The organism is Tsukamurella sputi, from assembly GCF_007858445.1.
Lineage (GTDB): Bacteria > Actinomycetota > Actinomycetes > Mycobacteriales > Mycobacteriaceae > Tsukamurella > Tsukamurella sputi.
On the sequence record NZ_VIGV01000001.1, the window covers coordinates 965,144 to 983,878 of the forward strand.

The 18,735-nt window shown below is 70.2% G+C and carries 23 protein-coding genes; 10 read left to right on the plus strand and 13 right to left on the minus strand.

The window, feature by feature from the left end; all coding sequences use genetic code 11:
• Positions 1–28 precede the first annotated feature (28 nt).
• From FK268_RS04735 to mrf, 7 genes are all read right to left on the minus strand, one after another.
• Positions 29–1,474, minus strand: coding sequence for a HAMP domain-containing sensor histidine kinase (locus FK268_RS04735; RefSeq protein WP_146431916.1), 1,446 nt, complete (start codon positions 1,472–1,474; stop codon positions 29–31).
• Positions 1,475–1,527: 53 nt separating this feature from the next.
• The gene (locus FK268_RS04740; protein ID WP_146431560.1) at positions 1,528–2,214 is read right to left on the minus strand and encodes a response regulator transcription factor; all 687 of its coding nucleotides are present in this window, start codon (positions 2,212–2,214) and stop codon (positions 1,528–1,530) included.
• A 177-nt stretch (positions 2,215–2,391) separates the two neighbouring features.
• On the minus strand, positions 2,392–3,318 hold the full coding sequence (locus tag FK268_RS04745) for a hypothetical protein (protein WP_146431562.1): 927 nt from the start codon (positions 3,316–3,318) through the stop codon (positions 2,392–2,394).
• 214 nt (positions 3,319–3,532) lie between these two features.
• The gene (locus tag FK268_RS04750) at positions 3,533–4,189 is read right to left on the minus strand and encodes a trimeric intracellular cation channel family protein (RefSeq protein WP_146431564.1); all 657 of its coding nucleotides are present in this window, start codon (positions 4,187–4,189) and stop codon (positions 3,533–3,535) included.
• 70 nt (positions 4,190–4,259) lie between these two features.
• A complete protein-coding gene (rpmF, locus tag FK268_RS04755) occupies positions 4,260–4,433 on the minus strand; it encodes a 50S ribosomal protein L32 (protein ID WP_013127873.1) in 174 nt (57 codons plus the stop codon).
• Positions 4,434–4,510: 77 nt separating this feature from the next.
• Positions 4,511–4,774 carry a type B 50S ribosomal protein L31 gene (locus FK268_RS04760; protein ID WP_146431566.1) on the minus strand — a complete coding sequence of 88 codons (264 nt, stop codon included), beginning with the start codon at positions 4,772–4,774 and terminating at the stop codon, positions 4,511–4,513.
• Positions 4,771–6,000, minus strand: a complete 1,230-nt coding sequence (gene mrf, locus FK268_RS04765; RefSeq protein WP_146431568.1) for a ribosome hibernation factor-recruiting GTPase MRF — start codon at positions 5,998–6,000, stop codon at positions 4,771–4,773. Before mrf ends, FK268_RS04760 begins: the two co-directional genes overlap by 4 nt.
• A gap of 46 nt (positions 6,001–6,046) precedes the next feature.
• Between mrf and rpmB the strand changes: the two genes are divergently transcribed.
• The 7 genes from rpmB (at position 6,047) to FK268_RS04800 (ending at position 10,034) form a co-directional block, all read left to right on the plus strand.
• Entirely contained in the window at positions 6,047–6,283 is a 237-nt protein-coding gene (gene rpmB, locus FK268_RS04770; RefSeq protein WP_068574798.1) for a 50S ribosomal protein L28, read from the plus strand.
• On the plus strand, positions 6,284–6,448 hold the full coding sequence (gene rpmG, locus FK268_RS04775) for a 50S ribosomal protein L33 (protein WP_013127877.1): 165 nt from the start codon (positions 6,284–6,286) through the stop codon (positions 6,446–6,448).
• Positions 6,448–6,753, plus strand: a complete 306-nt coding sequence (gene rpsN / locus FK268_RS04780; protein ID WP_146431570.1) for a 30S ribosomal protein S14 — start codon at positions 6,448–6,450, stop codon at positions 6,751–6,753. The genes rpmG and rpsN overlap by 1 nt, the downstream gene beginning before the upstream one ends.
• Positions 6,753–6,983 (plus strand): 30S ribosomal protein S18, encoded by a 231-nt coding sequence (gene rpsR / locus FK268_RS04785; protein ID WP_146431572.1) that lies wholly within the window; start codon positions 6,753–6,755, stop codon positions 6,981–6,983. The genes rpsN and rpsR overlap by 1 nt, the downstream gene beginning before the upstream one ends.
• A 187-nt stretch (positions 6,984–7,170) precedes the next feature.
• On the plus strand, positions 7,171–8,109 hold the full coding sequence (locus tag FK268_RS04790) for an AEC family transporter (protein ID WP_146431574.1): 939 nt from the start codon (positions 7,171–7,173) through the stop codon (positions 8,107–8,109).
• Positions 8,110–8,246: 137 nt separating this feature from the next.
• On the plus strand, positions 8,247–9,284 hold the full coding sequence (locus FK268_RS24720) for a hypothetical protein (protein ID WP_193560236.1): 1,038 nt from the start codon (positions 8,247–8,249) through the stop codon (positions 9,282–9,284).
• Positions 9,285–9,431: 147 nt separating this feature from the next.
• Complete coding sequence (locus tag FK268_RS04800; RefSeq protein WP_146431576.1) at positions 9,432–10,034, plus strand: DUF1707 SHOCT-like domain-containing protein; 603 nt, start codon at positions 9,432–9,434, stop codon at positions 10,032–10,034.
• Here FK268_RS04800 and FK268_RS04805 read toward each other — a convergent pair whose 3' ends face one another.
• From FK268_RS04805 to FK268_RS04820, 4 genes are all read right to left on the minus strand, one after another.
• Positions 10,035–12,032 carry a vWA domain-containing protein gene (locus FK268_RS04805; RefSeq protein ID WP_146431578.1) on the minus strand — a complete coding sequence of 666 codons (1,998 nt, stop codon included), beginning with the start codon at positions 12,030–12,032 and terminating at the stop codon, positions 10,035–10,037.
• The gene (locus tag FK268_RS04810; protein WP_166443442.1) at positions 12,022–13,437 is read right to left on the minus strand and encodes a sigma 54-interacting transcriptional regulator; all 1,416 of its coding nucleotides are present in this window, start codon (positions 13,435–13,437) and stop codon (positions 12,022–12,024) included. The genes FK268_RS04805 and FK268_RS04810 overlap by 11 nt, the downstream gene beginning before the upstream one ends.
• Before the next feature lie 76 nt (positions 13,438–13,513).
• A complete protein-coding gene (locus FK268_RS04815; RefSeq protein WP_146431582.1) occupies positions 13,514–14,374 on the minus strand; it encodes an SCO6745 family protein in 861 nt (286 codons plus the stop codon).
• Between the two features lie 42 nt (positions 14,375–14,416).
• Complete coding sequence (locus FK268_RS04820) at positions 14,417–14,881, minus strand: SRPBCC domain-containing protein (protein WP_146431584.1); 465 nt, start codon at positions 14,879–14,881, stop codon at positions 14,417–14,419.
• A 16-nt stretch (positions 14,882–14,897) separates the two neighbouring features.
• Here FK268_RS04820 and FK268_RS04825 point away from each other — a divergent pair, with 16 nt between their 5' ends.
• On the plus strand, positions 14,898–15,260 hold the full coding sequence (locus FK268_RS04825) for an ArsR/SmtB family transcription factor (RefSeq protein WP_146431586.1): 363 nt from the start codon (positions 14,898–14,900) through the stop codon (positions 15,258–15,260).
• A 66-nt stretch (positions 15,261–15,326) separates the two neighbouring features.
• Here FK268_RS04825 and FK268_RS04830 read toward each other — a convergent pair whose 3' ends face one another.
• On the minus strand, positions 15,327–16,226 hold the full coding sequence (locus FK268_RS04830) for a PDDEXK-like endonuclease domain-containing protein (protein WP_146431589.1): 900 nt from the start codon (positions 16,224–16,226) through the stop codon (positions 15,327–15,329).
• Between the two features lie 155 nt (positions 16,227–16,381).
• On the opposite strand from FK268_RS04830, the gene FK268_RS04835 reads away from it, so the two are divergent.
• Positions 16,382–17,125 carry a DUF6994 family protein gene (locus tag FK268_RS04835; RefSeq protein ID WP_146431592.1) on the plus strand — a complete coding sequence of 248 codons (744 nt, stop codon included), beginning with the start codon at positions 16,382–16,384 and terminating at the stop codon, positions 17,123–17,125.
• A gap of 72 nt (positions 17,126–17,197) precedes the next feature.
• Here the strand turns inward: FK268_RS04835 and FK268_RS04840 are convergent, their stop codons facing one another.
• Positions 17,198–17,962, minus strand: coding sequence for a class II aldolase/adducin family protein (locus FK268_RS04840; protein WP_231706941.1), 765 nt, complete (start codon positions 17,960–17,962; stop codon positions 17,198–17,200).
• Positions 17,963–18,105: 143 nt separating this feature from the next.
• On the opposite strand from FK268_RS04840, the gene FK268_RS04845 reads away from it, so the two are divergent.
• Positions 18,106–18,717 carry a hypothetical protein gene (locus FK268_RS04845; protein ID WP_146431599.1) on the plus strand — a complete coding sequence of 204 codons (612 nt, stop codon included), beginning with the start codon at positions 18,106–18,108 and terminating at the stop codon, positions 18,715–18,717.
• Positions 18,718–18,735: the final 18 nt, after the last annotated feature.

Here is an 18,735-nt window from a genome sequence, read left to right on the forward strand (position 1 = left end):
CTGCTGTGAAGTGCCTGTGAGCAGATTGTCACTTCCCCCGTAGCAGACGGAGACGGGGTTCCCGTTGCACCACCTGCGGCGCCCGGCCGCCCGCCACCGGGCTGCCCGGGATCTCGAGGCGCACGAGCGCACCGCCACCGTCGGCCGTCCCGACGGCGACGGAACCGCCGTGCCGCTCCACCACCTGCTTGACGATGGCCAGCCCCAGCCCCGAGCCCGGCATCGAGCGGCTCGCCATCGAACGGTAGAAGCGTTCGAAGACCAGTTCGCGGTCCTCCTCGGGAATGCCCGGACCGCTGTCCGCGACGGTGAGCGCGGCGCGCGAGACCCCGATCTCGGCGAGCTCGACCCGCACCACGGAACCGTCGGGCGAGAACTTCGCGGCGTTGTCGAGCACGTTGACCACCGCGCGGCCGAGGCCGCCGTTGTCGCCGTAGACGAACCACGGGGCGCTCGTGACGTCGAAGCGCACCGTCGGGCGGCGGCGCTCGACGCGCTCGACCGCCTTCTGGAGGATCTCCTCGAGGTCGACCTCCTCGTTGACCGCCTCCGGCGCGTCCTCCCGAGCCAGGTCGACGAGGTCGCCGACCAGCGTGGTCAGCTCCTCGACCTGGGCGAGGACATCGTCGGAGAGCTCCTTCATGTCCTCCTCGGGGATGGGCGGCGCGCCGGGCTGGTTCGCCGCGACCAGAAGCTCGACGTTGGTGCGCAGGCTGGTCAGCGGGGTCCGCAGCTCGTGGCCGGCGTCGGCGACGAGGCGCGCCTGCCTGTCGCGCGACTCGGCCAGCGCTTTGAGCATGGTGTTGAAGCTGGAGGTCAGGCGTGCCAGCTCGTCGCGCCCGGTCACGGGGATCGGGGCCAGATCGTCGGTGCGGGCCACGCGTTCCGCGGCCTCGGTGAGTCGCTGCACCGGTCTCAGGCCGCCCCTGGCGACGGCGGTGCCGGCGATCGCGGCGAGCACGATGCCGCAGGCGCCGACCACGACGAGCACGGTGCCCAGCTCGCTGAGCAGGTTCTTCGTGGGGGTGAGGTCCTCGGCGACGATGATCGTGACGCCGTTGTCGAGGCGGCGCGCCATGACGCGGGTGTCGCCCTCGGACCGCAGCGACTGGGCGAGCTTGCCCGAGATCACCTCGCGCTCGGGCTCGCCGATCGGGACCTGCCCGGACGGACCCGAGTGGTACGGCGTCCCGTCGGGGTAGACGACCATCGTCCGGTTGACGGACATGTCCGGCCGGAACATCAGCATCATCATCACGGTGGTGAACTGCGTGACCGGCGAGCTCATCGCGGGCGCGACCGAGTCCACCTGCTGGTGCAGCCGGTTGTCGACGTCCGCGTACATGGCCCGCTTGACCACGAAGAACGCTGACGCCGCCATGAGCGCGACCGTGATGCCCACGACGGCCGCGGCCAGCAGCGTGACCCGCCAGCGGAAGCTGACGTTGCGGGTGATCGGATTCGGATCCCGCATCGGCCGGCGGTCGCGCGCCTCGGGACGCGCGTGCCGGGGAATGGGACCGGAGGTCACGGGGGTGTCTCGCGCAGGACGTAACCCACGCCCCGCACGGTGTGGATCAGGCGGCTCTCACCGTCGGCCTCGGTCTTGCGGCGCAGGTAGCCGACGTACACCTCCAGCGCATTGCCCGAGGTCGGGAAGTCGTAACCCCACACCTCCTCGAGGATGCGGCTACGGGTGAGCACACGACGCGGATTGCCCATGAGCATCTCGAGCAGGCTGAACTCGGTGCGGGTGAGACTGATGTTCCGGTCTCCGCGGAGTACCTCGCGGGTGGCCGGGTCGAGGCTGAGATCCTCGAAGCGCAGCACCTCGTTGTCGCCGCCCGCCTCCGGTGCGGCACGACGCAGCAGCGCCCGCATCCGCGCCAGCAGTTCCTCCAGGGCGAAGGGCTTCGGCAGGTAGTCGTCGGCGCCCGCGTCGAGGCCGCTCACGCGGTCGCTCACGGCGTCGCGGGCCGTGAGGACGAGGATCGGCAGGTCGTCGCCCGCGCTGCGCAGGCGGCGGCACACCTCGAGGCCGTCGATGCGCGGCATGTTCAAGTCGAGGACCAGCGCGTCGGGGCGGTTGCTCGCGATGTGATCGAGCGCGTCCTGCCCGTCGACGGCGGTATCCACCTGGTACCCGTTGAAGGTCAGTGAGCGGCGCAGGGACTCCCGCACCGCACGATCGTCGTCGACCACCAGAATTCGCATAGTCCACAGTCTTACCGAAGTCGGGTAGGAATTCGCTGAAAGCCCCCTTCGCGCGCGCTCCCCGCCGGGAGCGAACGTCCCCGTCGCCCGCGAGCGTCCCCGCAGTCGTACCAGTGGGGATGCTCGCTCCCAGCTGGGAGCACACACCCACGCGGGCGGTTCGACGGTGACCGTCCGTCACCCTGCGAAAGCAGGCACGTACGACAGCTGCCCTGATCTGACCAGCGCGTTCGTGAGGATTCTGAAAAATCGCGGCCGGTCCTGCAGGTCCTCCCAACTCCAGTGGCACACCGTGTAGCCGATCGTGGCGAAGTCACCGTCACGCCGCTTCTCGTATCGCCGCCGGGCGGCGTCGGAGTCGTACTTGTCGTCACCGTCGAACTCGCCGACGAGAGTTCCCCACAAGAAGTCCACGTAGTAGGTCCGCCCGTTGATGCGGAAGGCTCGTTGCTGCTGCGGTTCCGGGAGTCGCCACTGCCGCATCCGTAGCAGCGAGAGAGTCTCCCCGGGACTCTCGCACAGCTCAGACGATTCGACGATCGCCCGGCGCGCGATCGCGGATCTCGCCGCACCGGAAAGGAAGTCGAGTGCCGCGTGAAGCTCCGCGACGGGGATCGGGACCGGAGTCGACGCGGTGGGATAGCGGTAGCGGCGCCGAGCGCCGTTGACGACGACCGCCGCCTGCTCGAACGTGCCGGACAACGCGATGTCGATCACCGTTCGCGTCCGCGATGTGACGATGAGTCCGTCGATCACCACGCTGTCCTCGGGACGCAAGAGTCGCGGGTGCACGTGCCTGTTCGCGCTGACCAGGCCTCCTCCGTGCTTCGCGCTGACGGTAGTGTGCACGCGGGCGCAGTCGGGATCGAGCATCGCCAGTCGATGGATCGCGCCGGCGCTCTGATGGCTGGTGACACCGTGGCCCCCGACGAGCCCCGCGGCGAGCACCGTCAGCCGGTACTCATCCCAGGGCTTGCCCCGCGGCTGATCGGTGTAAACCCCCGGCCACAACCGCCGGAGCTCCTTCCCCCCGATCGCCTTGCGGATCGAGACATCGGTCCACCCCTCGGCGAGCAGCACCGCTCGCGTCACCATTCCCCTCATACGGTCAGCCTGCCGCAATGCAAGCCCCGCGAATTGCCGCTGACAGGGAGTTATCCACAGGAACGCGATTGTCCACAGGCGCACAGCGAAGTCGGCCGCTGCGCTCCCCACCGGGGCCGTACGTCCCCATCGCCACTGAGCCTCCCCCTTGGTGCAACCGCGGGGACGCTCGCTCCCCGCTGGGAGCGAGCACTCGGGGCGTCCGACGCCCCGCTCAGCGGCGACGCAGCGCGCGTTTGCAGGCGCCGAGGAATCTGCCCGCGACGTCTTCGGGGGCCACGGGCACCCGCCAGTCCTGCCACAGCGCGACCAGCCGGAAGCCGGAGGCCAGCACTGCACCCACGAGCAGCGCGCGGGCGTCCGTCGCGCCCCAGGTCGCGGCGAGCACCGTCGCGCCGGCGCCGGTCAGCGCGGGAATGGCGTAGAGATCGCGCTCCTGGATGAGCAGCGGCACCTCGTTGACCAGGATGTCGCGGAGCACGCCGCCGCCGAGCGCGGTGGTGATGCCGATGAGGGCGGCGGCGAAGGGCGAGGCGTCGTGGTGCAGCGCCGTGAGCGCGCCGGTCGCGGAGAAGACGCCCATGCCGATCGCGTCGAGCACCAGAACGGAGTTGCGGAGCCGGCCGAACTGCGGATGGAAGACGAAGACGAACGCCGCGGCGATCGAGGCGGTGGTGATGTTCTCCCAGCCCTGGAAGGAGGCGGGCGGGTGGATGCCGAGCAGCACGTCGCGCGCGACGCCGCCGCCCACGCCCGTGAGCGCGGCCAGCGTCCAGACGCCGAACAGGTCGAGCCGCTTGCGGACGCCGATCAGCGCGCCGGATGCGGCGAAGACCGCGATGCCCGCGTAGTTCAGCACCGCCAGCAGCACGTGGGCCCCTTCGGATACAGCTCAAGAGCGGGCCGGCACCAGCCGACCCGCTCTTGAGGGAAAGATCTACTTAGCGGCGGTCGAGATCGACCAGACCCAGCTTCGCGGCGCGCACGAGGCGACGCGGAACCAGGTGGGTGCGGCCGCCGACCTGCACGGCCTGCAGCTCGGGGTTGTTCGCCTTCCACTGCGAGCGACGAGCATGCGTGTTCGCCCGCGACATACGGCGCTTCGGTACAGCCATGATTCTTCCTATCGGTCTTGACGTAAAAAGCTTCCGACGCGAGCCCAGAAGGCTTCCAACGTCACAAGCACTGAAGTCTACCGTCCCGAGGCCCGCCCGCCAAAACGCGCGTACTTCTCCTGGAACTTCTGCACCCGCCCGGCCGTGTCGACGACGCGCTGCTTGCCCGTCCACAAGGGGTGGGAATCACTCGTGACGTCCACGACGATCAGCGGATACGTCACCCCGTCCACCTCGACGGTCCGTGCCGACGTGGCGGTGCTCCGGGTGACGAAGACCTTCCCCGTGGACGAATCCTGGAAGGCGACCGGGCGGTACTCGGGATGGATTCCCTGCTTCATGACATCTCCTCATCGATCTCGGTATCGGCCGCGTTCGCGGATGCGGGCGCGGCCAGGTCCTCACACGGGTCGGCGTGCATCGCGCCGAACGGGTCGTGCCAGCGCGCCCACTCCCCCGGCCCGGCGGCCAGCTCGTCGGGGGTCAGCTCGGCCCACCGCAGGGTCTCCGCGATGCGCGTCGGGTCGGCCCCGGCGGTGAGCACCACGAGGTCCGTCCGACGGTCCCCGTACGCCTCGTCCCAGACCGCGGACGCCATGGCCCACCGCTCGGGCGATCCGTCGCCGCCGGCGGCGAGCCACCGTCCGGCCGCGCCGACGCGCAGCCCCGCGCCCGCGCACTCGAGCCAGAAGGCCTCGTCGGAGCGCGTGGCGAGCCACATCCGGCCCCGGGCGTGGACGACGCCGTCGAGCAGCACGTCGATCGCCTCGTGGAACCGGCCTGGGTGCAGCGGGCGGCGCGCGCTGAACTCGATCAGGCGGACGTCACCGTCGGGGTCCAGCGGCGGACAGCCGGGCAGGAGCGGCCCGAAGGGCTCGATCGGCGGGCGCGGCGCCCCCAGACGGGGCACGAGGCGGTCCAGGGGGACGCGCTCGCGGACGGTCGGCGCGCCGGGCGCGAGCCGCCGCAGGACGGCGCGCAGGCGCGCGGGATCGGGGCTGTCACCGGAGACGACCAGCGCGTCGGCACTCTGCGCATGCCCGACGGCGAGCTGCGCGACGGTGCGCTCGTCGTCGTCCGGCACGGAGAAGCGCTCACCGAGCTCCTCCTCACCGAGGGTGTCGTCGAGCCAGGTCGCGCCGTCGACGAAGCCGATCGTCCCGGTCACCTCGACGTCGCGCGCGGCCGGGCCGGGCACCGCGCCGACCATCTCGACGATCACGTGCTCGATGGCGTGCCGCACCGCGTCCGCCTCGAGGATCGGGTCCAGCCGCACGACGATGCGTCGCACGCTCGCCCGCCGGTGCAGTGTGCGCAGCAGCGGCAGCAGGTCCTCGCGCAGAGTGCAGGAGACGCAGCCGTGGGCCAGCTCGAGGAGGGCGACGCGCTCCTCGGCGGTGCCGTCGGGCCGGACGGTGGCCTCCGACCGCACGACCAGCCCCTCCCTGAGGCCGGACAGATCGTGATGCACGACGACGGTGCCGGGTTCGGCCAGCTCCAGCGCGCGCTCCTGCCCACCGAAGCCGGTCAGCAGCAGGACCGGGGTTCTATTGGAAATGATTCCCATTTCTAGTACGTTACCTTATCGACAATCATTCGCAAGAAGGAGAACCATGTCCGCACACTGCCAGGTCACGGGTCGAGCGCCCGGCTTCGGCAAGCGGGTCTCGCACTCTCACGTGCGCACGAACCGCCGCTGGGACCCGAACATCCAGCGCCGCCGCTACTACGTGCCCTCACTCGGACGCACCGTGACGCTCCGGGTGTCCACCAAGGGCATCAAGACCATCGACCGTCGCGGCATCGACGCCGTGGTCGCCGACATCCTGTCCCGAGGGGAGAAGCTGTAAATGGCCCGCAACGAGATCCGGCCGATCATCAAACTCAAGTCCACCGCCGGCACCGGCTACACGTACGTGACCAGGAAGAACCGTCGCAACGACCCCGACCGCATGGTGCTGCGCAAGTACGACCCCGTGGTCCGCCAGCACGTCGACTTCCGGGAGGAGCGCTGATGGCCACGAAGGCGAAGATCGCTGCCAACGAACGACGCAAGGTGCTCGTGGCCCGCCACGCGGCGCGGCGGGCCGAGCTCAAGCGGCTCATCGCGCACCCGTCGACCTCGCCCGACGAGCGCTCCGCGGCCGTCAGCGCGCTGGCGAAGCTGCCCCGCGACGGCTCGGCCACCCGGGTGCGCAACCGCGACTCCGCCGACGGTCGCCCCCGCGGACACCTGCGCAAGTTCGGGCTCTCCCGGGTGAAGGTGCGGCAACTGGCGCACGACGGTCAGCTGCCCGGCGTCCGGAAGTCGAGCTGGTGATGGCCCGTCGACCCGCTCGCATCCCCGCCCCGCGCCGCGGTCTCGTCCGGGTGCCCGACGGTGCGCTCGACTACAAGAACGTCACCTACCTGCGCACCTTCCTCAACGAACGCGGGAAGCTGCGCTCGCGCGCGGTGACCCGGCTCTCGCCGCAGGACCAGAAGAAGCTGGCGCTGGCGGTGAAGAACGCGCGCGAGATGGCGCTGCTCCCCTACTCCTCGAAGAAATAGACCTCACGAAGTCGGCTTCTGCGGCAGTACCGCCGCTCCTGCGCGGCCGGTACTGCCGCAGAACGCCACATCGTGAGCATCCGCGTGCGTCGGTCCGCATCGGCCCACGCGGCGGCCACCTCCCCCACGCGGCGCAACCCACTGCAGCCGTCGGCGGCGATACTTCGGTCGCGTAACCTTTCTGCCCGTGACTTCCGTGCTGGCCGGCTTCGCCGTGATCGCGATCATCATCGCGGCGGGCTGGCTTCTGGGCCGGCTCGGTGTGCTGGGCGAGGCGCCGGAGAAGCAGCTCTCGCTGCTCGTCTTCTACCTGCTCACGCCCGCCCTCCTGCTGCACGCGCTGGCCACCACCGACGTCACGGTGCTGTTCAGCTCGCGGCTCGCGGTCAGCGCCGGGTCGGCACTGGCCATCGCGGCCGTCTACTACGTGATCGTCCGCGTCTTCTGGCGGCGCACCATGGGCGATGCGACCATCGGTGCGCTCGCGTCCAGCTACGTGAACTCGTCGAACCTCGGCATCCCCATCGCCGTCTTCGTGCTGCACGACACCTCGTACGTGGCGCCGCTACTGCTGTTCCAGATCCTCATCTTCTCGACGATCGCGCTCACCATGCTGGACATCGCCGAGTCCCGCGACCGGCCCGGACCGTCCCAGCCCCTGTGGCGGACCGTCGTCACACCGCTGCTCAACCCCATCGTGGTGGGCGCGCTCATCGGCCTCGCGATCTCCCTCACCCGCTGGCACCCGCCGGACTGGCTGATGAGTCCGGTGAAACTGCTCGGCGACGCCTCCGTGCCGATGGCGCTGCTCGTCTTCGGGCTGTCGCTCGGCGGCGTGCGGGTGATGCAGAAGGGCGAGGCGCCCCGTCGGGACATCGCGCTCGCGACCGTGCTCAAGATGATCGCAATGCCGGTGCTGGCCTGGGCGATGTCGCGGTTCCTGTTCGGCCAGACGGGGCACGCCCTCTTCGCGCAGACGGTGACCGCCGCGCTCCCGACGGCACAGAACGTGCTGGTCTACGGCCTGCGGTACAACCGCGGCGTGATCCTCGCGAGGGATTCCGGCCTTATCACAACGGCGCTGTCGATCCCGGCGATCATGCTGATCGCGTTCCTTCTCACCTGATGATTGTGACGAACGACCCGGTCACATTACGCGTGTGACGTCCGTTTCGGCTTGGGTTCCCGAAACTACTCATGGGTTAATGAAGCCACGAGTGGCGCGCTGAACGGCGCGCCGCGAACCGAACCCAGGAGAGACCCATGGCTCAGACCGCCGCACAGCGCGCCGTCGAGGTGTTCGTCTCTGCCGTCGAGGCCCGCGGGGGCAAGGCAGAGGTGACCACGAAGGGCAGCACCACGCTCGTCACCGTGACCGCGAACGGCCGCACCGAGACGCTCCGCGTCAAGGCCACCACCGGCGATTCGTGGCAGGCCCGCAAGAGCGAGGCCGTCGCCAAGGCCCCCGTCACCGCATGGGCCCTCGTGGACCTGTCCGACGGTGCGCCCATCGCGCTCGCCTCCGCCGCCGACTACGCCGCGCACGTGGCCAAGCTCGCCGCCGGCTGGGAGGGCAAGAACCCCGGCAAGGCGCTGACCGCCAACACCAACCTCACCGTGACCGCGGACGCCGTGGCCGGTTGGGAGGACGCCTGGGCCGTTCTGGGCCTCGACGGTGCCGCCACCCCCGCCGCGAAGCCCGCCGCTGAGAAGCCGGCCGCCACCGCGGCTGCCAAGCCCGCCGCCGCCAAGCCCGCCGCCGCCAAGCCCGCGGCCGAGAAGGCCGCCCCGGCGAAGAAGGCCCCCGCCAAGAAGGCCACCCCGGCCGCGAAGAAGGCGACGACCGCCACCAAGGCGCCCGCGAAGAAGGCGCCGGCGAAGTCGGCCGCGAAGCCCGCCGCCTCCAAGGCCACGGCGAAGACCACGGCTGCGAAGGCCACGGCCGCGAAGCCCGCTGCGAAGACCACCGCTGCGAAGCCGGCCGCCACCAAGGCCGCGGCGAAGCCGGCGGCGAGCAAGCCGGCCGCGAAGAAGGCGCCGGTCAAGGCCTCGGAGGCCAAGATCACCCCGATCGCCGCGCAGAAGGACGCCGCCTCGAAGAGCAAGGCTCCGGCCTCCATCGACGCGAAGTCCTCGAAGCCCGCCGCGAAGACCGAGACCAAGGCCGCGCCGAAGGCGAAGGCGGACGTGAAGGCGGAGGCACCGTCGAAGGACGTGGCGAAGTCCGCGCCGAAGAAGGGCCAGCCGTCGGGCATCGCGCTGCTGCTCAAGCGCCTCCCCGTGGTCGGCCGCCTGCTCTGACGCAGCGCTCCGAGCTCCCCCAACGGAAACGCCGTCCCCAGGTCCACGACCTGGGGACGGCGTCGTTTCGGGGCGCTGTGCACCCCCGCCGCCATCGCCCGGCTTTCCGAGCGCGCCGGGCCGCCGCGATCCCCTAGAGTCGGGGGCATGTCCGACGAGTTGGAACCCCTGCGCCGCGACGTCCTCCGAGCGTCCGATCATGACCGCAATCGCGTCGTCGAGATGCTCTCCGAGGCCCTGGGCCTCGGCCAGTTGACGCTCCCCGAGTACGAGGAGCGCTCGCAGCATGCGGTGGCGGCCCGCACCTTCGCCGATCTCGACCGCCTCGTCGTGGACCTGCCGGCCGTGCAGAACCTTCCTGCGACGTCCGCGCCCGCCTACCGCGCACCGTCGGCCGCCCCCGCGGGGGTTCCGCGAATGGGCGAGACGAAGTGGGCCGTGATGTCCGAGACCAAGGTGCGCGGACCGATCGCCGTGGGCCCCGAGCACACCGCCACCGCCTTCTGGGGCGGCGTGACCCTGGACCTGCGCGAGGCCACCTTCCTCGTCGGCGACGTGACGCTGAACGCCTACGCGGTGATGGGCGGCGTGAAGATCATCCTGTCGCGCGGCGCCAACGTGCACGTCGAGGGTGTCGGCGTGATGGGTGCCTTCGAGCACAAGAACCCGCAGACGGGCGACCCCACCGGCCCACGGATCGTGGTGAAGGGCTTCGCCTTCTGGGGTGGCGTCGAGGTCGACATCCGGTAGTCACCGCCGCTTGCGGCTGCCCAGATAATCGCTGACCACGGCCGCGCCGAGACCATCCAGGTCCGGCGAGACCAACCGCCCGCCCACGCGGCGCACCACCGCGGTGAGGAACCGGGTGAGACCGGGGTCGTCGCCCAGCTGGAAGACCGTGATCTGCGCGCCCTGCGCCGCAACGGCATCCAGGCCGCGCACGGTCATCGCCAGCGTCCGCGGGTGCGGCGGATAGTCGAAGAAGGGCTCGCCGTTGCGCTCGAGATGCGCGGTGGGCTCGCCGTCGGTGACGACGAGCAGCACCGGCTGCGAATTCGGATGCGCGCGGTAGTGCTGCTGTGCCAGGGCGAGAGCGTGGTGCAGGTTGGTGCCCTGCTCGTACACACCGTCCAACCCCGTCAGCTCGCCCACGCTGAGTGTGCGCGCGTACCGCCCGAAGCTGATGAGCGCCAAGTCGTCCCCGCGGAACCTGGTCGAGATCAGTTGGTGCAGTGCCAGAGCCGTCCGCTTCATCGGCAGCCACCGGCCCTCCATCACCATGGAGAAGCTGGTGTCCACGAGCAGCGCGACGGCCGCACGGCTGCGTGCCTCCGTCTCGGTGACCTCGATGTCCTTCGCATCCAGCGTCACCGGGCCGGTCTCCCCCGAAGCGGCCTGCCGCAGCACGCCGTTGAGCACCGTGCGGGTGGCGTCCCAGGGCTCGGTGTCGCCGAAGCGCCACTCCCGGCTGGCACCCTTGGCCTCGCCCGTGGCGCCGGCCCGGGCGGTGTTGCGCTCGCCGCCGCGCGCCGTCAGGCGGTCCGCGACGTCCCGCAGGATCGACTGGCCCAGCTGCCGGATCGCCTTGGGCGAGAGCCGGAGCGCACCGTCGGGATCGCGCGAGAAGTACCCCTGATCGCGCAGCGCCTTCTCCAGCTCGGCGAGCGTCCGCGCGTCCGCGACGGCCTCATCGCCGAGCTGTCGCTGCAGCGCGTCGAGGTCGATGTCGTCGAGCGAGGCGCCGTTGTGCTGCTGACTGAGCTGCTCGGCGAGGGACTCCAGATCGGCGATGTCCTGCATCGCCTGCGTGGCGTCGCCGAGGCCCATGCCCTCGCCGCCCTCGAACTCCTGGCTGCCGTACCAGTCCTCGCCGGGCCTGGCGTCCATGAGCTTGCCCGTGAGGTCGCTCAGCGCCTGAGAGAGCTGCGGCGAGCCGAAGGCCGCCTGTGACAGCTCCTCCAGCTCGGCCCGCTGCTCCGGGGTGAGGCTGTTGTAGAGCCGCTGCGCCGCCGCGGACCGCCGGGCGAGCGCATCGATCAGCTCCTCGATGTTCCGCGGATTCTCCGGGAAGTACTGGCCGTGCTCGGCCATGAAGTCCTCGAAGTCGTCCTGTGTGGCCTCACCGGCGTTGTGCTTGTCCAGCAGGGCGTTCAGATCGTCGAGCATCTTCTGGATCGCCGCGCGGTCCTCGTCGGTGGCGCCCTCGAGGGCCTGCTTGATCCCGGCGAACTGCTGGTCCAGCAGCTCGCGTCCGAGCAGATCGCGGATCTCCTCGTACTTCTGCGCGGCCTCGGGCGAGCGCCACTGGTAGTCGCCCAGCTCGCGCACGGCCTGCGCCGCCGACGGCGGTAGGTTCGAGATCCGCATCTCCTGGAACCGGGCATCGTCGTCCAGCGCCCGCGCGAGCTCCTTGCGCTCCGCGAGCACGGCCTCGTCGAGCAGCTTCTGCACGTCCTCGAAAGTCTTCCCGAGGTTGTTGCGCTGCAACAGCTCCTGTCGCCGGCGGTTCGCCAGTTCCGCCAGCTTGTCGAGGCCCCGGCGGTTCTCGCCACCGCGGCGCAGGTACTCCTGCAGCGCGCGACGCGGGGAGACGCCGCTCATCACGTCGCGGCCGATCTCGTCGAGCGCGTCCCGCAGGTCCACCGGCGGGGCCAGCGGATCGGGCCCGCCGGTGTAGCGGCGGTACCGGGCCAGATGCCCGCGCCGTCCCGTCCGGTCGCGCTCCCTGCGCGAGAACCTATCCGCCATAAACGGTCTGGCCCTCGTCGTCGGACTCCTTGCCGATCCGCCGCGCCAGGTACAGGCCCTCCAGCGCGAACTCGGCGGCAGCGGCCCGCTCGCCGGGCTCGTCGGCGTCGAGCCGCCGGTAAACCTCGGCGAGCACCGGCACCTCGGGCAGGTTCTCCAGCAGCTCGGCGGCCGTCACGTCGTCGCCGGTGACGATGGGCCCGCCGGCCTCGATGGCCTCCACCAGCGGCCCCAGGTCGACGCCCAGCAGGTACTCGCCGATCGTCGCGGCGGTGGCGCGACGCAGCAGGTGCACGAGCGTCGCGATCTCGCGGCCCTCCTCGCCGGCCTCGAACTCGACCTTGCCGCGCAGCACGTCGGGCACCGTCATCAGGTCGACGGGGCGCGCGACGGGCAGTTCCTCGCCGCCCACGGCCGCGCGGTGCAGCGCAGCCGCCGCGATCGTCTCCTGCGCGGCGATGGCGAACCGGGCGGAGACGCCGGACCGCTGGTCCACGGCGGGCGATTCGCGCAGCTCGCGGGTGAACCGGGCCAGCACCTCGGTGAGGTACTGCGGCACGGAGGCCACCACGTCGGCCTCCTGCTCGATGACGGCGACCTCGTCCTCGAGTTCGAGCGGGTAGTGCGTGCGGATCTCGGCGCCGAAGCGGTCCTTGAGCGGCGTGATGATGCGGCCGCGGTTGGTGTAGTCCTCGGGGTTCGCGCTGGCCAGCAGCAGCACGTCGAGCGGCAGGCGCAGCGTGTAGCCGCGCACCTGGATGTCGCGCTCCTCCATCACGTTGAGCATCGCGACCTGGATCCGCTCCGCCAGGTCGGGCAGCTCGTTGACGGCGACGATGCCGCGGTGCGCCCGCGGGATGAGGCCGAAGTGGATCGTCTCCGGGTCGCCGAGGCTGCGCCCCTGCGCCACCTTGACGGGGTCCACGTCGCCGACCAGATCACCGACGGAGGTGTCCGGCGTCGCCAGCTTCTCCGAGTAACGCTCGTCCCGGTGACGCCACGCGACGGGCAGGTCGTCACCCAGCTCCTGGGCCCGTCGGATCGAGGCGGGGGTGATCGGGTGGTACGGGTGCTCGCCGAGCTCGGCACCGTCGATCACAGGGGTCCACTCGTCGAGCAGCCCGACGATGGTGCGGATCAGGCGGGTCTTGCCCTGCCCGCGCTCGCCGAGCAGCACCACGTCGTGGCCGGCCAGCAGGGCGCGCTCGAGCTGCGGGATGACGGTGTCGTCGAAGCCCTGGATCCCGTCCCACGGGTCGGTGTCGTTGCGCAGCGCGGCGAGCAGGTTGCCCCGGAGCTCGTCCTTGATCCCGCGGTAGAGGTGGCCGGAGGCCTTGAGTTCGCCGAGCGTCGCGGGGAGCTCGGCGGGCGGATCGGTGCGTACATCAGCGCGTGCGGTGCTCACGGAAGACAACGCTACGCCGATTCGCCGCGCCCGCCCTAGCGAGTACGCCCGCAGCGAAACCGGGAATACCGGTGGGCTACCTCTTCTTGCTCCCGGGCAGGACGCCGGCGTCGATCACGGCCTTGCTGATCGGGCGCATCCGGTCGATGAGGCCGGCCGCGGCGTCGCCGAACGCCGCACCGCTGACGGCGTCGGTGCCCGCCTCGATCTCGTCGTAGAGCGCCATGCCCTCGGGGGTCAGACGGTGCTCCTCCGGGTCGCCTTCGACCAGGCCGCGCGCGGTGAGCCGGGCGACGGCCTCACCCCACTGCTCCTCGATCCAGCCGCGGGTGATGCGGAAGAAGCGCCGGCCCATCACGCGGCGACGGATCTCGGGATCGGTGACGTCGGCCTCGTGGAAGACGCCGGCCTCGATGCCCGTCAGGCCGTGCCGCACGAGCTCGGCGAGGTGGTTGTCGCCGCGCCATTCGCGCAGCACGGAGATGTGGCGCCAGAGCGCGAGCACCGGCGCGTCGGGGACGGGAGAGCCACCCCACGCGGCGGCCAGCGCCCGGCCCTCGAGCGGCAGACCGTCGACGACGGTGCCGAAGCCCTGCGCCAGAGCCTCGATCTCCGCGGGGTCGATGCCCGCGAGGATCGTGCCGTACTGCTCGGCGAGCATGGCGTAGCGGCGGTCGTCGATCTCGGCGAGACCCGCCTGCAGCGCCTGCGACCAGCCGTTGTCGATCACGGTGGGCGAGAAGTTGTAGAAGGCCGCCGTCACGACCGAGGCGTTCGCCTCACCCATCGGTGCCGCGCGGGCGCCGACGTAGAAGGCGTGCTGGTCGATCCCGAGATCGCTGCACGCGGCCCGGATGCCGGGGTTGAAGTAGGCGACGACGTGGAAGGGCTCGACGGTCTCGTAGGCGCGACGGGCGAGGGCGGCTGTCTCCGACATGCCCTCACCCTGTCAGGGCGAGCGCCGGATGTCGACGCCGGGCTACTTGTAGAAGCCCTCGCGCAGGTTGATGCCGTGCTCGACCCAGGCCTTCATCGCGGCGAGCATGCCGGTCCAGCCCATGCAGTTGCCGAAGGCGGCCTTGGCACCGTCATCGGTGGCGGTGAACGCGGATTCGGTGATCGTCACCAGCGTGCGCGCGTCGTCGTCGACCGGCGCGAACTCGAAGGTGACGGTGGTATCGGCCCCCGTCGCCGAGTGTTGCGCCGCCCAGCGGATCACGATCTTCGAGTGCGGATCCGCCTCGACGACCTGGACTGGGAAGGCGCCGGGGAAGTCGGCGAAGTCCCAGGTGACCTCGGTGTTCGACTCCAGGCGGCCGCGTGCGCCGCCGGTGGTGAAGTACCGGGAGAGCTGCTCCGGATCGGCGACGGCCTCGTAGACCTGTGCAGTGGGGCGCGCCACGTACCCGGAGACGGTGAAGGTGAGTTCTGTGAGTTCGGACATGTGATAAAACTACAACATGTCTGACAGTGACCGCAAGGGCGACGTCGAACCGGCGGGATCGGCAGCACCCGACGACGATGCCGACGACCTGGTCTTCAAGGCCCTCGCGAACGGCACACGGCGGCGCATGCTCGACGTGCTCAAGGAGTCGCCCCGCACCACCGGCGACCTGTGCGATCACTTTCCCGACCTCGACCGCACCACCGTGCTGCAGCACCTGCGCGTCCTCGAGCGTGCGGAGCTGGTGATCGGCCGCAAGGTCGGCCGCGAGCGTCACCTCACCCTGGCGCCCGTCCCCATCAAGCGCATCCACGATCGCTGGATCGGCGAGTACGCCCGCGCCGCCGTCTCCCTCCTCGACGACCTCACCCGCGGCTGAGCAGCCGCTCGCTACGCCGCTGTGCGTGCGGTCGGCTTCGCACCGATAGAGCAGAAAACCGACCACTCACGCAGCCAGGTCCCCGATCATCTCGGCGACTGCGGTAATCACCGCCTCCGGGTCCTCCGTCAGGTGGTGCCAGGAGTAGTTCAGCACCGACCATCCCGCCGACGTCAACGCGTTCGACTTGTTCTGATCGCTCATCCACCGCTTGCGCGAGCGGTGGAAGGCCCAGCCATTGATCTCCACGGCGAGCCGACACTGCGGGAATGCGAAGTCGATGGCATAGCCGTGGAACGGCATTTGCGGGTGCCAACCGGTGATTCCGTGCAGGGTCAGTAACTCCGCGAACAGCCGCTCGGCCTCGGACTCAGTGTCGCCTGAGGCCACGTCGAAGATCTTCCGCGCCTCCCCCATTCCCCGAGCGCGCAGGTTCCGCTCGATTGCGGCCGCCATGCCGTCGACGGTCACCGCGCCTGTCTGCAGGGCGCGGTCCATCTCCCGTGCGTCGCACACCTCCAACACTGTGAGAGGCTTCGCAGTGACCGCGAGCCCGTCGACACTGTCCAGGTCGAGCGGGTCCAGATTCCTCCGGCGGGTGTCGAGCGGGTAACCGGTGGCCTGGCGCACTCTTCGTCCCCGCGGCACGGTGGCCGTCACCCGCTCGGGCACCGCCTCGGTCAAGCCGTGCCAGTACAGAGCGGCCCAGCCGTCCGCGGCACCTCCGGAGATCAAGACTGGAATCCGCACACCGACCCGGTCCGAATGCGGATGGAGCGCCGACCGGTAGATGCCGCACCCGACGCGACGCAGCTCTTTCGAGTCCACCCGGGAGGCGATCATCCGGTCCGTCACGCCGGCCGCACGCAGCTGCGCAAGCGTCGCCACTCCGTCGTTATCCGCGAAGAGATCCGCCGCGTCACTCCACATGTCAATTAGACGCACCAGCCCAGCGGCCGGTTCCATACGGCGCTCAATGTGGTCGTTTCCGCACCGGAATTGTAGGAAACCGACCCCACTCGCCGAACTGCCGCGTCTCTTGACCAAACCCTCCGCAGACACCGCGTAATCGAACTCGCAAAACGCCGCACGCAGCCGGTCCTCGATGCCAGAATCCGCGAATGGGAATGCTTGGGCGGAGAACTCAGTCGAAGACTCTGAGCACGCGGATCGACTTCAGCGAAGACACGCCACCCGGGAAGGATTCAGATGTATTCAGCCCGACACTTCGCCAGTACCACCGGGCCCTCTGGAGCCGCGAGCTCCCGGGTGGCGGGAATTTCAACCTGATCGCCAAGGGCTATCGCCCCTATCTCAGCCATCGTTCGCCACTCGGCGACTTCGATCTATCGAGTGACATCTGCGTTCCCGGTTTCGTGGGCCGGCGGCGGATGGAATCCATCATCAAGGAGACCCCGTACCGAGCCATCGACAAGTTCGAGGCCGTCAGAGGAACGATCGGCGGACGAATGATCTGGCCCAGCCGGACGATCAACGGCACCGGAACCATCAACGGTATGCGCGGCTTCCACCCGCGCATCAGCGATCGCTGGGATCTGACAGTCGAGTGCGTTCGGCGTCATTACGCCGCGCAGGCGAGCCCCCTGTCCACGGTGCTCGAAGCGAACCGCGGATTCTTCGACCTCTTCAACGACTTTCGCGGGTTCGTCGACTTCTTCCTCCTCCAGGACATCGTCAGTCCGGACTACACGTCCGTCAGATTCCTGATGCCGTTCGACGACTTCACAACACCCGCGCTTCCGGCCGACTCGGCCTCGTACACGCAGTATCTTGCCAAGGCAACCGGCTACATCAGGGCGCGCAACACACGTATCGCCTCATTGAAGATTCGAGCCCCGCAATAGTGGCAAGCACATCGTCTCCAGGGGCATGGGAAGGTCCACAGCCGGCGCCGTCTCACGCAGTCGTCGGACCGGTCAGTCGAAGACGTCGGGCGAGGAGGCGACGGTCTGCTCCCACAGCGGCCGGAACTGGAACCAGCCCGCGAGGTCGCCACCCACCTGGGAGTGCGTCAACCGTGCGGTCTCGGGGTCGATCGGCTGCGGCTCCCCCGCGGCCATGGCGACGAGCTGCGCCTGGCAGGAGCGCTCCATCGTGACGAACCACCACGCCGCCGACGAGACGGAGCCGCCGACGGTGATCAGCCCGTGGTTCTTGAGGATCGCGGCCTTGGCGTCGCCGATCGCCGCGGCGACCCGCTTGCCCTCGACGGTCTCGTTCACCACGCCGGCGTAGTCGTCGTAGATGCCGTGGTCCTCGAAGAAGGCGCAGGCGTCCTGGGTGAGCGGCGCCAGCGGGATGCCCAGCGAGGAGAAGGCCTTGCCGTACACCGAGTGCGCGTGGGCGGCGGCCACCGCATCGGGCCGCGCCTCGTGCACCTGCGCGTGGATCACGAAGGCGGCCCGGTTCACAGGTCGGCGCCCGTGCACCACGACGCCGTTGTGGTCCACGCAGATCAGGTCCGAGACCCGGATCTGGTTGAAGCTCATGCCGAACGGGTTCACCCAGAACAGGCCCGGGTCCTCGGGATCGCGGGCGGTGATGTGCCCGGCGACGCCCTCGGAGAAGCCCAGCCGCCCGAACACCCGGAAGGCGACCGCCAGGTCGCGCTTGCGCTGCTCCCGCTCCTCGTCGACCGACAGACCCATCGGCGGCAGCGGCAGTTCCGCGTTCTCCGGCATCGGCCCGACCGCCGCCTCGAGCAGCGGGAGGTATTCGGCTGGCACGGACATCGGCACACTCCTGAGGGACGCGGCGCGCCGACCGGCGCGCACTCCACTCCTTGATAACACCCCGCACCCTCCGGACGTGGGAGTATCTCCGCATGGGGAGGTCGGGGCGCATCGCGGCGGTGCTGCTGATCGCAATCGTCGGTGTCGCGCTCGCGGTCTGGTACCACGGCCGCACCACCGGCACGTTCTTCGACGATGCGACGGACGGCGACTGCCTCGCCGCCGTGCCGTACGGCCCCGTCGGGCAGCTCGCGGGTCACGGAGCGCCCCGGGCCACGACGGTGCCGTGCGACAGCGCGCAGGCCGGCTACGTCGTCGTCGCGCACAGCACCCGGACGGCTGTCACCTGCCCCGATGGCGCCAAGGACGTCACCACCCCGGCGCGGGTCCGCATCGCCGAGGGCGCACGGACCGCCCGCACCACGTACGGCTGGGGCGCGATGTGCCTCGCCCCCGTCCTCCACGACGGAGCCTGTTACGCCGCTGGCAACGACCGCGGCGGCCGGGTGCGCACGATCCCGTGCGACCTCCTGGCGTGGCAGGTCACCCGCCGGATCGAGGGCGTCTCCGACATCGCCCGGTGCACGCCGGCCACCGGCCTCGTCCTCACCGCACCCGCGGTGACCTACTGCGAGGTCCTGTACGAGGAACCGGGCAACCCGCTCGCGGGCCGGATCGCCCGCACACCGCCGCCCGCCGGGTAGCCGCGATCGGAGCGCCGA